This is a genomic window from Pedobacter sp. P26 (assembly GCF_050632135.1).
Classification (GTDB): Bacteria; Bacteroidota; Bacteroidia; order Sphingobacteriales; family Sphingobacteriaceae; genus Pedobacter.
This window is the reverse complement of record NZ_CP192574.1, coordinates 4,541,505-4,558,303: the sequence shown is the minus strand read 5'-3', so window position 1 is coordinate 4,558,303 and position 16,799 is coordinate 4,541,505. Positions and strand designations below refer to the sequence as shown.

The following is a 16,799-nucleotide window of genomic DNA, read 5'->3' as shown; positions in this document are numbered from 1 at the left end:
AATAGAAACGCTGATGTTTATAAACCCCTCTTTGGTGCATAAGTGTCGCATGTGATAATCTCTAATTAATTTTATAATAATATTATAATTTGTATGTATACAGGAAGTATTACAGAGGATTTTCTACTATTCAATTGTTAAAATTGTACAGAATGGAGATGTTTTGAAGAATCTGCTTTTGGTTTAATAATAGAAAATGATGGTGTTGCACCATATAATTATAGGATTAGACTTTATAAGAAATGAGAAGAATAATCATATTAAATATTTGTCTTTGGCTAATGACACTGTTTTTTATTTATCATGCAATAGAAATGAAACTAAGATCCTCGATAATAGAGATTCGGTATTAGTTCTAAAGCTACCACTGTATTATATTTTAAAACACTTATTAGACTTAAAGGATTTAATAAGGATGTTAAAATAATGGTTAATGGAAAAGAGTGCGTTGTACTACCGGAAGGTACACTGGTGAAGGATATTTTAAGTAAAATGGATATTTATAAGCCTTTGCCTTTAGCGGAAGTTGTACAATTGAAATCGAAAGATGAATTAATATATGTTGAGATAATTTTTAGATCAACTGGTCACGACTTTCTATTGAGAGTAAAAAGAAACAAAGGATTTGAAATCTTAGGAATAAGTGAAAAGACAATTTAGCTTATTGCATCTATTAATACTATCAGGACTTAATAATGTCCTGAAGAGTTAAGAATAGGCTTAGTGAGGGGTTCCAGGTACTTCCCTATGGCAGGATAGTTATAAAAATGATTCATTTAAGATTGGGGGGACAAATCAAACAATAGATTTTTCTACAATGAAAGGTTTAGAAAATGCCCACCATTCAGGATACGCAGATAACAGCACGCCCTTTTGCCCTAAAAAATAGTTAATATGAGATTTATAGTTTATTTATTTGTTTTTTGTTTTTCTTATTTAAATGTCCAAGCTCAAAACTACTTAGGGATTACCCCAATGCATAAATTTTTTCAAAAACATGCAGATAGTACCTATATAATTTCATCTGCTAATCAATATCATATAGAATATCAAATTCTAAGTAAAGTTGGTGATACAATATCGACCTATACCTATAAAAGCAACACGAAACTTGGTCCTAAATTGAAAGAAATTCCAAGAGCATTTAGAGAGGCTTTTTTAAAGAAGAATGCAAATTTAATATATTTTATACCCGTTGATATAAATGTTTTTTTTCAACCAAAATATTTAAATTTAGATAGTTTGAAACAATTCTGGACAAAATCCGCAAAATTAAAAATGTGGAGCGTTAGTGATGATAAAATTGACGGAGAAGGGTGTGATTTAAAACAACCCGGTTACGCTATCTCCGACGGCGGTCAAATTTATTTACATCTTATCACTAAAGATAACATTAAGGAACTGTTTTTTTATGCACCAGATTATTATAATGAAAAATGTCCGGGCAGAAAAGGAAGGAAAGCTATTTTAGAGTTGAGTGATTTGTTTAATAGTTATTTCAAAGAGAAATAATATATTTCTTCTTATCTATTGCAGTAATGTAAGATTATCCATATCTTTGCAGTCCTTTAAGCTTTATAGGAGCTATAAGGAATTAAATGTTACATGCTTCCAATATTTAACATTGAGTTTTAAATAAACAAAAAACACAAAATGGCAAAAGAAGTCAGTGCAATGATCAAATTACAGATCAAAGGCGGAGCGGCAAATCCATCGCCACCAGTAGGACCTGCATTAGGTGCTAAAGGGGTGAACATCATGGAGTTTTGCAAACAGTACAACGCTCGTACCCAAGATAAAGCAGGTAAAGTATTGCCAGTTGTAATTACTGTTTATGCTGATAAGTCATTCGATTTCATCATCAAAACCCCTCCGGTAGCTATCCAGTTAAAAGATGCTACTAAATTACAGAGTGGTTCTGCTGAGCCTAACCGTAAGAAAGTTGGGTCGGTGACCTGGGACCAGATTAAAGTTATTGCTGAGGATAAAATGCCTGATTTAAATGCATTTACAATCGAATCAGCAATGAGTATGGTTGCTGGAACAGCACGCAGTATGGGAATCACCGTTTCTGGTGACGCACCCTGGAACAATTAATTAAAAAACAGTTTACAACAGTGGCGAAATTAACTAAAAATCAAAAAAAGGCACATGCTAAAATAGAAGCTGGTAAAGCTTATACTTTGAAGGATGCTGCTGCTTTGGTAAAAGAAATCACTACTACTAAATTCGATGCTTCAGTTGATATTGATGTATCTTTAGGAGTAGATCCGCGTAAAGCCAATCAAATGGTACGTGGTATTGCTACTTTACCACACGGAACAGGTAAAACTGTACGTGTTTTAGCTTTAGTAACTCCTGACAAGGAAGAAGAAGCAAAAGCAGCTGGCGCAGACTTCGTAGGTTTAGACGAGTATGTTGCTAAAATTGAAGGTGGTTGGACCGATGTAGACATTATTATCACTACACCAGCTTGTATGGCTAAGGTAGGTAAATTGGGCCGTGTTTTAGGTCCAAGGAACTTAATGCCTAACCCAAAATCTGGCACAGTAACCAACGAAGTTGGTAAAGCTGTAACAGAGGTTAAAGCAGGTAAAATTGATTTTAAAGTAGACAAAACGGGTATCATACACGCCTCGATAGGAAAAGTATCATTCCCAGCAGATAAAATTTATGAGAATGCACTTGAAATCATTCAGGTAATTTCTAAATTAAAACCATCTGCTGCAAAAGGAACTTATTTTAAGAGCATTCACGTGTCTTCTACAATGAGTCCTGGGATTGCAATTGAAACAAAATCAGTAGCGGGGATCTAATCATGAACAGAGAAGAAAAAACGAAGTAGTTTTAGAACTACAAGGACAAATGCAAGAGTTTGGCAATTTTTACATTGCTGATACCTCTAGCCTTTCTGTAGAGCAGATCAATAACATCCGCCGCAAATGTTTCGAAGGTGATATCGTAATGAAGGTTGCTAAGAACTCTTTAATTCGCAAAGCGATTGAAGGTTTAGATGGCGATGCTTCTGAGATATACGAAGCGCTTAAAGGTTCATCATCATTATTATTCTCAAAAACAGCAAATGCTCCGGCTAAGTTGATTAAAGCTTTGAGAAAAACTTCTGATAAGCCTGTGCTTAAAGCAGCATTTATAGATTCATCAGTATACGTTGGCGATGACCAATTGAATAACTTAGTAAGCTTAAAATCAAGAGAAGAGCTTATTGGCGATATCATTGGATTATTACAGTCACCAGCTAAAAATGTGCTATCTGCGCTTCAATCAGGCGGTAACAAAATTGCAGGAATTGTTAAAACTCTTCAGGAAAGAGAAGGTTAACGAACACCTTAAGTTCGCAAATTAAACAAAATTATTACACACGTAAATTTTTAAAATCTTAATAAAATGGCAGATTTAAAAGCGTTTGCTGAGCAATTAGTAAACTTAACAGTAAAAGAAGTTAATGAATTAGCTCAAATCTTAAAAGATGAGTATGGTATTGAGCCTGCAGCTGCTGCTGTAGTTGCTGGTCCTGCTGCTGGTGGTGATGCACCTGCTGCTGCTGCAGAAAAAACATCTTTTGATGTAATCTTAAAAGAAGCTGGTGGTCAGAAATTAGCAGTTGTAAAACTTGTTAAAGACTTAACTGGTTTAGGTTTGAAAGAAGCTAAAGACTTAGTAGACGGAGCACCAAAAGAATTAAAAGCTGGTGTTGCTAAAGACGAAGCAGAAGCTCTTAAAAAACAATTAGAAGAAGCTGGAGCAGTAGTTGAGATTAAGTAATCACTTAACTTAGCTAAGCTAAAAATGTATCAGACACCGACTGAAAATGTCGGTGTCTTTACCTGTTTATAAACATCTCATTTTGTTTGGTTAATGAGCATGGTTAGAACGAAACCAAACAAATAGTTTATTCTTAAACTAAAATCTTTTAGTCCATTGGCAAAGACAGTCGAACAAAGAGTAAATTTTGCAACTAGTAAGCACATTATAGACTATCCGGATTTTCTGGATGTGCAATTGCAATCATTCAGAGAATTTTTCCAGATAGATACCACATCAGACGATCGCTCAAGCGAAGGTTTGTTCAAAGTGTTTGCTGAAAACTTTCCAATAACAGATTCAAGAAATATCTTCGTATTAGAGTTTCTTGATTATTTTGTTGATCCGCCACGTTACGATATACACGAGTGTATTGAGCGTGGATTAACCTACAATGTTCCATTAAAAGCAAAGCTGAAGCTTTCTTGTAATGATGTAGAACATGAAGATTTTGAAACCATTATTCAGGATGTGTACTTAGGTACTATCCCGTATATGACACCAAAAGGTACGTTTGTTATTAACGGTGCAGAACGTGTTATCGTTTCGCAATTACACCGTTCTCCAGGAGTGTTCTTCGGCCAAAGCCGTCACACTAACGGAACCAAATTGTATTCTGCCCGTGTAATTCCTTTCAAAGGTTCATGGATCGAGTTCGCTACAGACGTTAATAACGTGATGTATGCTTATATCGATCGTAAGAAAAAATTCCCGGTTACCACTTTATTACGTGCTATCGGTTACGATTCTGATAAAGATATCTTGGAACTTTTCGATCTTGCTGACGAAGTAAAAGTTAGTAAATCTGGTTTAAAGAAATACATCGGTCGTAAACTGGCTGCAAGGGTATTAAAAAAATGGGTTGAAGATTTTGTTGATGAAGATACTGGTGAGGTAGTTTCTATCGACCGTAATGAAGTGATTCTTGAAAGAGAAACCGTTTTAGAAGACGAACACATTGATATGGTTATCGAAGCTGGCGTAAAAAGCATCATCTTGTCAAAAGAAGATGGCGCAAGTCAGGCTGATTATACCATTATATATAATACATTACAGAAAGATACATCAAACTCAGAAAAAGAAGCTGTAGAAAACATCTATCGTGCTTTGCGTAACGCAGAACCACCTGATGAGGAAACAGCCCGTGGTATCATTGATCGTTTATTCTTCTCAGATAAACGTTACGATTTAGGAGATGTTGGTCGTTACCGTATCAACCGTAAATTAAAAATGAATACCCCTGATGAGGTTAAAGTATTAACAAAAGCAGATATTATTGCAATTGTGAAATACCTGATCAAACTGATCAACTCAAAAGAAGAGGTGGATGATATCGATCACTTGTCTAACCGTCGTGTACGTACGGTGGGTGAGCAATTGTACGCACAATTTGGTGTTGGTTTAGCCCGTATGGCCAGAACAATCCGTGAGCGTATGAACATTCGTGATAACGAGGTGTTTACACCAACTGATTTGATTAATGCCCGTACGTTATCATCGGTAATCAACTCTTTCTTTGGTACTAACCAGTTATCTCAGTTCATGGATCAAACGAATCCATTAGCAGAGATCACGCACAAACGCCGTTTATCGGCTTTAGGTCCAGGTGGTTTATCACGTGAGCGTGCCGGTTTCGAGGTACGTGACGTTCACTATACACACTATGGTCGTTTATGTACTATTGAAACTCCGGAGGGACCAAATATTGGTTTGATTTCATCACTTTGTGTGCATGCAAAAATCAATAATTTAGGTTTCATTGAAACACCATACAAACGTGTTGAAGATGGTAAAGTAGTTGTAGATTCAGACGTTATTTATTTATCTGCTGAAGATGAAGATGGTAAAACCATCGCTCAGGCCAATGCAGAGTATGATGATAAAGGTAACTTTACCACACCGCGTGTTAAAGCGCGTTATGAGGGTGACTTCCCGATTATTGAGCCTGAGAAATTAGACTTAATGGACGTTGCGCCTAACCAGATTACTTCAATCGCTGCTTCGTTAATTCCGTTCCTGGAACATGATGATGCGAACAGGGCTTTGATGGGATCGAACATGCAACGTCAGGCCGTACCATTGTTACGTCCTGAAGCACCAATTGTAGGAACAGGTTTAGAAGGTCGCGTGGCACGTGACTCAAGAACTTTGATCAACGCAGAAGGTGACGGTGTTGTAGAGTATGTTGATGCTAACGAAATCACCATTAAATATGAGCGTAACGAAGATGATCGTTTAGTTTCGTTTGAAGGTGATAGCAAAACTTACCGTTTAATTAAATTCAAAAAACCAACCAGAATACTTGTATCAACTTAAAACCAATCGTTAAGAAAGGTCAGAAAGTAACTAAAGGACAAGTGCTTTGCGAAGGTTATGCGACTGAAAATGGTGAATTGGCACTAGGTAGAAACTTGAAAGTGGCATTCATGCCTTGGCAAGGTTTCAACTTTGAGGATGCGATTGTAATTAACGAGCGTATTGTTCGTGATGACGTTTTCACTTCATTGCATATTGAAGAGTTTGAATTAGAAGTACGTGATACTAAGCGTGGAGAAGAGGAATTAACACCAGATATCCCGAACGTTTCTGAAGAGGCTACTAAAGACCTTGATGAAAATGGTATTATCCGTATTGGTGCTGATGTAAAAGAAGGTGATATTTTAATTGGTAAGATTACGCCAAAAGGAGAATCTGATCCTTCACCGGAAGAGAAATTACTACGTGCAATTTTTGGTGATAAAGCAGGTGATGTTAAAGATGCGTCTTTAAAAACTCCTCCTTCTATCCAGGGTGTGGTAATTGATACTAAATTATTCAGCCGTGCTAAGAAAACTACAAAAGCTGAGGAAAAATCAGCAATTGAGAAATTAGACAAAGGATATAACAATATCACTGAGAAATTAAAAGCAGAATTAGTTGACAAATTATTCACTATCGTAAATGGAAAAACATCTCAGGGTGTATTTAACATTTACAAAGAATTATTAGTTGCTAAAGGCGCTAAATTTACTCAGAAAATTTTAGCTGAGCTTGATTATAATCACATTAGTCCTAACAAATGGACTACTGATGATGATAAAAACGAGATGATTAAAATGTTGCTTCACAACTACGGTATCCGTGTTAACGAGGAACTTGGTGCTTACAAACGTGATAAATTCGCGATCAGTGTAGGTGATGAGCTTCCTTCAGGAATCGTACAGATGGCAAAAGTTTATGTAGCTAAAAAACGTAAATTAAAAGTAGGTGATAAAATGGCGGGTCGCCACGGTAACAAAGGTATTGTAGCGCGTATTGTACGTGATGAAGATATGCCTTTCTTAGCTGATGGTAGTCCGGTTGATATCGTGTTGAACCCACTGGGTGTACCTTCACGTATGAACCTTGGTCAGATCTACGAAACCGTATTGGCATGGGCCGGTAAAGAATTAGGTGTTAAATTTGCAACTCCGATTTTTGATGGTGCTACGCATGATGAGGTAGAAGAATGGATCGCTAAAGCAGGAGTTCCTGCTTCAGGAAAAACCTACTTATACAATGGTTTAACAGGTGAGCGTTTCGATCAGACTACAACTGTAGGTATTATCTACATGTTGAAATTAGGTCACATGGTTGATGATAAGATGCACGCCCGTTCAATCGGACCATATTCATTAATTACACAACAACCATTGGGTGGTAAAGCCCAGTTCGGTGGTCAGCGTTTTGGTGAGATGGAGGTTTGGGCATTAGAGGCATTTGGTGCAGCTAATATTCTTCAGGAGATCTTAACCGTTAAATCGGATGATGTAATCGGAAGAGCGAAAACTTACGAAGCCATTGTTAAAGGTGAAAACCTACCAACGCCAGGTGTACCAGAATCGTTCAACGTATTGGTACATGAGTTACGCGGATTAGGTTTAGATATTACGTTAGATTAACTAAGGTAGAGGGTAAAAAGGCAGAAGGTTGAGGGTTTAAATGCCCAGACCTTCCACCTTTCCACCCTCCGCCTTTAACCTTATACAAGAGATATGTCTTACAAAAAGGATAATAAATTAAAAAGCAATTTCACATCAATCACGATTAGCTTATCGTCTCCGGAAATTATTCTGGAACGTTCAAGCGGTGAGGTGTTGAAACCAGAAACCATTAACTACCGTACTTACAAACCTGAGCGTGATGGTTTGTTCTGTGAGCGTATTTTTGGTCCGGTAAAAGATTACGAATGTCATTGCGGTAAATACAAACGTATCCGTTATAAAGGTATTGTTTGCGATCGTTGTGGTGTTGAAGTAACGGAGAAAAAAGTACGTCGTGAGCGTATGGGACACATTGCTTTAGTGGTTCCTGTTGCACACATCTGGTACTTCCGCTCTTTACCAAACAAAATCGGTTATTTATTAGGTTTACCTACTAAAAAATTAGATTTAATTATCTATTACGAGCGTTACGTAGTTATTCAGTCAGGTTTAATGGCTGAAGAAGGTATCAACTATATGGACTTCTTAACGGAAGAAGAATATTTAGATATCTTAGATAAATTACCTAAAGAAAACCAATACTTAGACGATAAAGATCCTAATAAATTCATCGCCAAAATGGGTGCTGAAGCATTAGAAGATTTATTAAAACGTATTGATTTAGATACTTTATCTTATGATTTACGTCACCAGGCAGCTAACGAAACTTCTCAGCAACGTAAAAATGAGGCTTTAAAACGTCTTCAGGTTGTTGAAGCTTTCCGTGGAGCTAATACGCGTATCGAGAATCGCCCTGAGTGGATGATTGTTAAAATCGTTCCGGTTATTCCACCAGAATTACGTCCGTTAGTGCCATTAGAAGGTGGTCGTTTCGCCACTTCCGATTTAAATGATTTATACCGTCGTGTAATTATCCGTAACAACCGTTTAAAACGTTTGATCGAGATTAAAGCACCAGAGGTAATTTTACGTAACGAGAAACGTATGTTGCAGGAAGCTGTAGATTCGTTATTCGATAACTCACGTAAAGTTAACGCGGTAAAAACTGAAGGTAACCGTGCTTTGAAATCACTTTCAGATATCCTGAAAGGTAAACAAGGCCGTTTCCGTCAGAATTTATTGGGTAAACGTGTGGATTATTCAGCCCGTTCGGTAATTGTTGTAGGGCCTAGCCTTAAATTACACGAATGCGGTATTCCTAAAGATATGGCTGCTGAGCTTTACAAACCGTTCATTATTCGTAAGATGATTGAGCGTGGTGTAGTAAAAACAGTTAAGTCTGCTAAGAAAATCGTTGATAGAAAAGATCCGTTAGTTTGGGATATCTTAGAAAATGTATTAAAAGGTCACCCGGTATTATTAAACCGTGCACCAACACTACACAGACTAGGTATTCAGGCTTTCCAGCCAAAATTAATTGAAGGAAAAGCAATCCAGTTACACCCATTAGTTTGTACTGCATTCAACGCCGATTTTGATGGTGACCAGATGGCTGTCCACTTACCGTTAGGTAACGCAGCAATTTTGGAAGCCCAGGTATTAATGTTAGCCGCACACAATATCTTAAACCCTGCAAACGGTACACCAATTACTGTACCTTCTCAGGATATGGTTTTGGGTCTTTATTATATTACTAAAGGCCGTAGAACAGATGAAACCAGAGTTGTAAAAGGACAGGATTCGAATTTCTATTCTCCGGAAGAAGTTATTATTGCTTATAACGAGAAAGAATTAGACTTGCACGCATTTATCAAAGTAAGGGTAAATGTTAAACAAGCCGACGGTTCTATCGTTAATAAATTAACTGAAACTACTGTAGGTAGAGTATTGTTCAACCAGATGGTTCCTGAAGAAGTTGGTTATATCAATGAACTATTAACCAAAAAATCTTTAAGAGATATTATTGGTGAAGTAGTGAAAATGACTGGTATGGCGCGTGCTTCTCAATTCTTAGATGATATCAAAGAATTAGGTTTCAAAATGGCATTCCAGGGAGGTTTATCGTTCAACTTACAAGACGTAAACATTCCGGTAGAAAAACATACTTTATTAGAACAGGCAGCAGCTGAGGTTGAAGAGGTAAGAAACAACTATAACATGGGTTTCATTACCAACAACGAGCGTTACAACCAGATTATCGATATCTGGACCCGTATCAACAACAGGTTAACTACATTCGTTATGACTCAGTTATCGTCAGATAACCAAGGTTTTAACTCGGTTTACATGATGCTTGATTCAGGTGCACGTGGATCTAAAGAGCAGATTCGTCAGCTTTGCGGAATGCGTGGTTTGATGGCGAAACCTCAGAAATCAGGTTCAGGTGGTGATATTATCGAAAACCCGATCTTATCAAACTTTAAAGAAGGTTTATCTGTATTAGAGTACTTTATCTCTACTCACGGTGCACGTAAAGGTTTGGCGGATACGGCGTTAAAAACGGCTGATGCGGGTTACTTAACCCGTCGTTTACATGATGTGGCGCAGGATATGATTGTTAACGATAACGATTGTGGTACTTTAAGAGGTATGTATACGACCGCTTTAAAAGATCAGGAAGATATCGTTGAGCCATTATACGACAGGATTTTAGGCCGTACTTCACTACATGATGTGTACAATCCATTGGATAACACTTTATTGGTAGGTGCTGGCGAAGATATTAACGAAGATGTTGCTAAATTGATCGAAGAATCTCCACTAGAGGGTATCGAGATCCGTTCAGTATTAACTTGCGAATCTAAACGTGGTGTTTGTGCATTATGTTATGGACGTAACTTAGCGTCTGGTAAACGTGTTCAGAGAGGTGAGGCAGTTGGTGTAATTGCAGCACAGTCTATCGGTGAGCCGGGTACACAGTTAACACTTCGTACTTTCCACGTGGGTGGTACTGCATCAAACATTGCTGCAGAATCTAACATCGTAGCTAAGTTTGATGGTGTAATCGAATTCGAAAATATCCGTACTGTTGATACACAAACAGAAGAAGGAACAGTTCAGGTGGTATTAGGTCGTTCAGGTGAGTTCAAAATCGTTGAACCTGGAACCGGACGTATCATTGTAACCAACAACATTCCTTACGGTGCATTCTTGTTCGTAAAAGAAGGTGATAAACTTTCTAAAGGTGATAAAATCTGTTCATGGGATCCATACAACGCGGTTATTCTGTCAGAATTTGCCGGTAAAGCACAGTTTGATGCCATTATTGAAGGTGTAACCTTCCGTGAAGAATCAGATGAGCAAACTGGTCACCGTGAAAAAGTAATTATCGATACCCGTGATAAAACGAAAAACCCTTCAGTTCAGATCGTTGATAAGAAAGGTGAATTCATTAAAGGTTATAACATTCCGGTAGGTGCCCACGTTTCAGTTGATGAAGGTGAAACAATCCAAACTGGACAGATTATCGCTAAGATTCCTCGTGCAACTGGTAAAACCCGGGATATTACAGGTGGTTTACCTCGTGTAACGGAATTATTTGAAGCACGTAACCCATCTAACCCAGCTGTAGTAACTGAGATTGATGGTGTGGTAACTTTAGGTGGCGTTAAACGTGGTAACCGTGAAATCACTATCGAATCGAAAGATGGTGAAGTTAAAAAATACCTGGTTCCATTGTCGAAACACATCCTTGTTCAGGATAACGACTTTGTAAAAGCAGGTATGCCTTTATCAGATGGTTCAATCTCTCCTGCCGATATCTTATCAATTAAAGGCCCTGCAGCGGTTCAAGAATACTTAGTAAATGGTATTCAAGAGGTTTACCGTTTACAAGGTGTGAAAATTAACGATAAGCACTTCGAGGTAATTGTTCACCAGATGATGCAGAAAGTTCACATTGAAGATCCAGGTGATACTATTTTCTTAGAAAACAATGCTGTTGACCGTTGGGATTTTGCCGATGAGAACGATGCAATGTACGACAAGAAAGTTGTTGAAGACGCAGGTGATTCTACAGATTTCAAACCAGGTCAGATTGTTTCATTACGTAGATTAAGAGACGAAAATTCTCAATTGAAACGTAAAGATTTAAAACAGATTACGGTTAGAGATGCAAGACCAGCAACTGCAAGTTCTATCTTACAAGGTATTACACGTGCATCATTAGGTACTAAATCGTTCATTTCTGCGGCTTCGTTCCAGGAAACTACGAAAGTATTAAATGAGGCAGCAATTGCAGGTAAACGCGATAATATGTTAGGCTTGAAAGAAAACGTGATCGTTGGTCACTTAATCCCTTCAGGTACTGGTGTACGTGGTTACGAAAGAATCATCGTTGGTTCTCAGGAAGAATACGATAAATTATTAGCTTCGAAACAAGAAGAAGTAGAAGCTTAATATTTTTGATATTTGTTTAAAACTCCCTCAATATTGGGGGAGTTTTTTGTTTGGAATAGATTTTGTAACTTTAGTAAAAAATAAACACATGAGTGTTACAGAAATTCAACTTTTTCAGATCCTAAAAGCTAGCTAGGCGAACGAGAAGCAGAGCAGTTGGTTTCTTTTGTAAAAGAAGAAGTAAGAACTGAATTAGATAATAAAAAAGAAATCTTGGCTACAAAGGAAGACATAGCTAATACAAAGGAAGCATTGGCTAATGCTAAAGCTGATATTATAAAATGGATGTTTATTTTTTGGATTGGCCAAATTGCAGTTACTGTTGGTTTTATATTAATGTTTATTAATAAATAGTAATCTGATTTAAAATTCATTATTAAATTATTAGAAAACTGTATCATAAAGACAATTTCTTGATTTTTGTTGCCATTGATTAAGATCATCCTTATCAATATCACATTATACCAAATCTTGTATAGTGTATTCACCATCCATTCATAGCATTAAATTCAGGCAGCGTTCATAAACTAGCTATAAGCTACCAACAGATGCTTTGCACGTAGAGTACTTGAAAAAGAGTACTCCAAATCAGTAAGTAGGGTAAAACTTGTCAAAATACCGGGAGATCCAGATTGTTAATTGAATTAACGATTCAGTTTATAGATTTTATTTCAAACATTATATCTTAAATTCCGCCATTAAGCAGCGGATTTTTTTATTTTTGAACTATTATGGAAGAACAACAAAACGAGAACCAATTAAATATAGAGTTATCTGAAGAAATTGCTGAGGGAATTTTTTCTAACCTGGCTATTATTACCCATTCAAATACTGAATTTGTATTGGATTTTATTCGTGTAATGCCCGGAATACCAAAAGCAAAGGTAAAATCGAGGATTATTTTAACGCCAGAACACGCAAAACGTTTATTATCAGCTTTAGAAGATAATATTCAAAAATTCGAAGCCGTAAACGGCCGGATTAAAACCCAGGAAGAACCACCTTTTCCTATGGGGTTTGGTGGGCCGACTGCTCAAGCCTAAAACGCATAAAATTCTTACAAACAAATATTTGTTTGCTATGTTAGCATAGTATATATTTGTGTATAACCATTTATAAATGAAAAAAATTTTATTGAGCGCATTACTTTCTGCTCCACTTTGGGTTTTGGGGCAGGGTTTCCAGGTTAATTTACAAGGTCAGAAACAAATTGGTATGGCAGGTGCAGGTTCTGCATTGGCTTTAGATGAGGCTTCTGTATTTTACAATCCCGGTGCAGTAACTTTCTTAGAGAAAAACTCAGTTTCCGCAGGTGTAAACCCACTATTATTTAAATCAGCTTTTAAACAGAGCGGTTCGAATGTTACAGAAGATGTAAAGAATAAAATTGCTCCTCCTTTCGAATTTTATGCAGTCTGGGGACCAAAGTCAAATAAGTGGAAGCTAGGCCTGGGGGTTTATACCCCATTTGGTGGTTTAGTTGACTGGGGAAATGACTGGTCTGGTAAATATGCGTTAACCTCATTAAATTTAAAAGCCATCTATTTTCAGCCTACTCTAAGTATTAAAATTACGGATCGTATTGGTATAGGTGCTGGTTTTGTATATAATCATGGAGATGTAAATCTTCAAAGAGCACTACCGGTAAACTATCCCGACGGGCGCTCTGGCCATGTTACATTAGATGGTACTGGTAAAGGTTACGGATGGAATGCTGGTTTATATATTAAAACCTTAAGCAATATATCTTTTGCCCTCGTTCATAAATCGAAAGTAATCACCAAATTGGATGGTGGTACTGCAGATTTTACAGTTCCGCAATCGTTAACAGGATCTTTTCCTGCTGGCAATACATTCAATGCCGAACTGCCTTTACCAGCAACAACCAGTTTAGGTGTAGGTATCCCTTTATCGAAAAGTACAGTTTTGGCATTTGATGCAAGTTGGGTACAATGGCACATTTACAAAGAACTGGCTTTTGATTATGCAACAAATACTTCGGCCTTAGCTGATACAAAATCAGCACGAAATTATCGTGATGGTTCTTCGTTTAAATTGGGTATTAACCACCAGGCCTCAGAAAAACTTGCATTAAGGGCAGGGGTTGGTTATGCTTTTTCTCCAGTTCAGGACGGTTATGTAACACCAGAAGCACCAGATGCTGATCGTTACATCTTAAGTGCAGGTTTAGGTTATACACCAACCAGTCATTTCGAAGTGAATGCCTCTTTCTTCTTTGAAGATGTTAAATCGCGTAAACAGAAGAACATCGAAACGGGCCTGGATGGTACCTTTAAAACTTTGGTTTATGCACCAGGTATTTCGTTAACTTATAAATGGTAGGAGAACTTACAAATGAAAAAATATATATTAAATAGTTTCGTAGCTGCTGCTATTCTTTTTACCTCAGCCTGCAAACCAGAAATAGAAACACCGGCGGGTACATCGGCAGGACAAGCGAATTTCAGCAAATACATTGCTGTGGGTAATTCATTAACTTCAGGTTATGCAGATGGAGGCTTATATTTAGAAGGCCAGAAAGTCGCATACCCGAATTTAATTGCAGCAAAGATGTCTTCAGTAGGGGGCGGAGCTTTTACTTCTCCATTTTTTACCGAAGAGCATTCAAATGGCTCAGGTTATATTTCTTTAACAGCACTGGTTAATGGTACGCCAACTTTAACTCCTGTGATTGATAAACTTGCTATAAGAGATGCAGCTAAGCATTTAGAAAAATATAGTGGCGAAATTCAAAACCTAGGTATTCCGGGCATGCGTGTTGATTTGGCTTTTGCACCAGCATTTAGTGCAGCAAATCCATTTTTTGAACGTTTATTAACCGATGCCCAGGTAGGTACTACAAGTTATTTTCAATATATTCAAACCAAAAACCATACTTTCTTTTCATTGTGGCTTGGAAATAATGATGTACTAGGTTATGCTTTAAATGGAGCGGTAACTGTGTCTACTGATCCAACAACCACTTTAACTGATAAGGTTACCTTCTCTTCTTTGTATGCTAATTTTTTAAATGCGTTAACTGCTGGTGGCCAAAAAGGTATTGTAGGTACTATTCCTGATGTAACTGCTGTTCCTTATTTTAATACGGTAACGGTGGCGGCTTTATTAAATGCCGCTAAGGCAATTAATCCAGCGGCAGCAGCTATTTATATCCAAACTGGAGTAGGTACGGTAAGGCCTGCAACTGCTGAAGATTTAATCCGTTTGCCGTTTCAATCAGAAGGTATATTTGGAAAACCAAATAGTTCTGGCATTCCTTATGGTTTGCACCCTTTAAATCCGATTGAAAATAAGTGGGTATTGGATAAGGATGAAGTGATTAAAGTGAAGGATTATGTGAATAGCTACAATAGCAGCATTAAATCTTTAGCTACAAGCAAAGGTTTAGCCATTGCAGATACTTATGCTTATTTTAATCAGGTTAAAACCGGTATTAATGTTCAGGGTGTCGGTATCAACGCTTCATTTATTACTGGTGGCGCATTCTCTTTAGATGGCATTCACTTAACGCCACGTGGAAATGCGGTAATTGCCAATGTATTTATCGATGCCATTAATGCTAAATACGGTTCTACTGTACCAAACATTGATATTACGCAATACAGAGGGGTGAAATTCCCGAATTAACCCAAAAAGATTTTATATTTTAAAAGGTTCTAACGCTGTTAGGACCTTTTTCATTTTAGCCTATCATGGATAAGATTGATTACCTTTTCTTTTTCAATAGGTTCAAACCAATTGATCTCTTCATCTCTTCTAAACCAGGTGAGCTGGCGTTTGGCAAAGCGACGTGTATTTTGTTTAATTGCCGAAACAGCATCTTCAAGAGATGATTTTCCTTCCAGGTAATCGAAAAGTTCACTGTAACCTACTGTGTTTAAGGCATTGTATTTTTTAAAGGGTATTAACGATTTTACTTCATCTACTAAACCATCGGCAATCATTTGGTCAACCCTTCTGTTAATTCTATCATAGAGAACAGCCCGATCGGTATTTAAACCAATTTTGATGATATTAAATGGCCTTTCCTTTTTTGTAGCTGAAAGCATTGAAGAAAGTTTTTGACCTGTTGATAAAAATACCTCCAGACCCCTGATCATTCTTTGTGGATTTTGTTGATCTACTTTTGCAAAATATTCTGGGTCTAATTGGGCCAGTTGATTTTGTATAACTGCTAAACCTTCTTCTTCAAACTGTTTATTCAGCCTTTCCCTGATCGATAAATCGATATCTGGCATTTCATCCAAGCCATTTAATAATGCGTTTACATATAATCCTGAACCCCCGACCATAATAGCCAGAGCGTGGTTTTTGAAAATTTGATCGAGGGTATTTAGACTTTCTATTTCAAAATCGCCTGTACTAAATAGTTGTGAAACCGAATGTGAATCGATAAAATGATGTTTTGCCGCTGCTAATTCCATAGCGTTGGGCTTTGCTGTGCCGATGGCCATTTCCTTAAAAAACTGGCGTGAATCTGCAGAAATAATTTCTGTGCCAAAATGCTGAGCCAGTTGAATAGCCAAAGCTGTTTTGCCAATTGCAGTAGGACCAACAATGGATATCAAGGTTTTTGGTTGAGGCATGGGGTTTGTATAAAATAAAGGCTGCCAAATTTAAATATTTGGCAGCCTTTTGTAGTATTATTTTGTTGCT

General features: G+C 37.3%; 12 protein-coding genes and 1 pseudogene. 12 read left to right on the top strand and 1 reads right to left on the bottom strand.

Translation table 11 applies throughout. The features are described from left to right. Positions 1–426 precede the first annotated feature (426 nt). From ACQ86H_RS21100 to ACQ86H_RS21045, 12 genes and pseudogenes are all read left to right on the top strand, one after another. Complete coding sequence (locus tag ACQ86H_RS21100; protein WP_138820631.1) at positions 427–660, top strand: hypothetical protein; 234 nt, start codon at positions 427–429, stop codon at positions 658–660. A 234-nt stretch (positions 661–894) separates the two neighbouring features. Continuing rightward, complete coding sequence (locus tag ACQ86H_RS21095) at positions 895–1,512, top strand: hypothetical protein (protein WP_138820632.1); 618 nt, start codon at positions 895–897, stop codon at positions 1,510–1,512. A 141-nt stretch (positions 1,513–1,653) separates the two neighbouring features. After that, positions 1,654–2,097 (top strand): 50S ribosomal protein L11, encoded by a 444-nt coding sequence (gene rplK, locus ACQ86H_RS21090; protein ID WP_010601094.1) that lies wholly within the window; start codon positions 1,654–1,656, stop codon positions 2,095–2,097. A 20-nt stretch (positions 2,098–2,117) separates the two neighbouring features. Beyond that, positions 2,118–2,816 carry a 50S ribosomal protein L1 gene (gene rplA, locus ACQ86H_RS21085; protein ID WP_025143259.1) on the top strand — a complete coding sequence of 233 codons (699 nt, stop codon included), beginning with the start codon at positions 2,118–2,120 and terminating at the stop codon, positions 2,814–2,816. Positions 2,817–2,865: 49 nt separating this feature from the next. Next, entirely contained in the window at positions 2,866–3,339 is a 474-nt protein-coding gene (rplJ, locus tag ACQ86H_RS21080; RefSeq protein ID WP_431292379.1) for a 50S ribosomal protein L10, read from the top strand. Between the two features lie 66 nt (positions 3,340–3,405). After that, a complete protein-coding gene (rplL, locus tag ACQ86H_RS21075; protein WP_010601097.1) occupies positions 3,406–3,783 on the top strand; it encodes a 50S ribosomal protein L7/L12 in 378 nt (125 codons plus the stop codon). A gap of 156 nt (positions 3,784–3,939) precedes the next feature. Beyond that, positions 3,940–7,742, top strand: a pseudogene (rpoB, locus tag ACQ86H_RS21070) (DNA-directed RNA polymerase subunit beta). Between the two features lie 93 nt (positions 7,743–7,835). After that, the gene (gene rpoC, locus ACQ86H_RS21065) at positions 7,836–12,122 is read left to right on the top strand and encodes a DNA-directed RNA polymerase subunit beta' (protein WP_131030857.1); all 4,287 of its coding nucleotides are present in this window, start codon (positions 7,836–7,838) and stop codon (positions 12,120–12,122) included. A 156-nt stretch (positions 12,123–12,278) separates the two neighbouring features. Continuing rightward, a complete protein-coding gene (locus ACQ86H_RS21060; protein WP_431292378.1) occupies positions 12,279–12,476 on the top strand; it encodes a hypothetical protein in 198 nt (65 codons plus the stop codon). Positions 12,477–12,853: 377 nt separating this feature from the next. Beyond that, a complete protein-coding gene (locus ACQ86H_RS21055) occupies positions 12,854–13,165 on the top strand; it encodes a DUF3467 domain-containing protein (protein WP_029279713.1) in 312 nt (103 codons plus the stop codon). Positions 13,166–13,241: 76 nt separating this feature from the next. Next, positions 13,242–14,465 carry an OmpP1/FadL family transporter gene (locus tag ACQ86H_RS21050; protein WP_431292377.1) on the top strand — a complete coding sequence of 408 codons (1,224 nt, stop codon included), beginning with the start codon at positions 13,242–13,244 and terminating at the stop codon, positions 14,463–14,465. A gap of 12 nt (positions 14,466–14,477) precedes the next feature. Continuing rightward, positions 14,478–15,770: a G-D-S-L family lipolytic protein gene (locus ACQ86H_RS21045; RefSeq protein WP_431292376.1), complete on the top strand. Its 1,293-nt coding sequence runs from the start codon at positions 14,478–14,480 to the stop codon at positions 15,768–15,770. Positions 15,771–15,820: 50 nt separating this feature from the next. Here ACQ86H_RS21045 and miaA read toward each other — a convergent pair whose 3' ends face one another. Beyond that, positions 15,821–16,729, bottom strand: coding sequence for a tRNA (adenosine(37)-N6)-dimethylallyltransferase MiaA (gene miaA, locus ACQ86H_RS21040; protein WP_431292375.1), 909 nt, complete (start codon positions 16,727–16,729; stop codon positions 15,821–15,823). Positions 16,730–16,799: the final 70 nt, after the last annotated feature.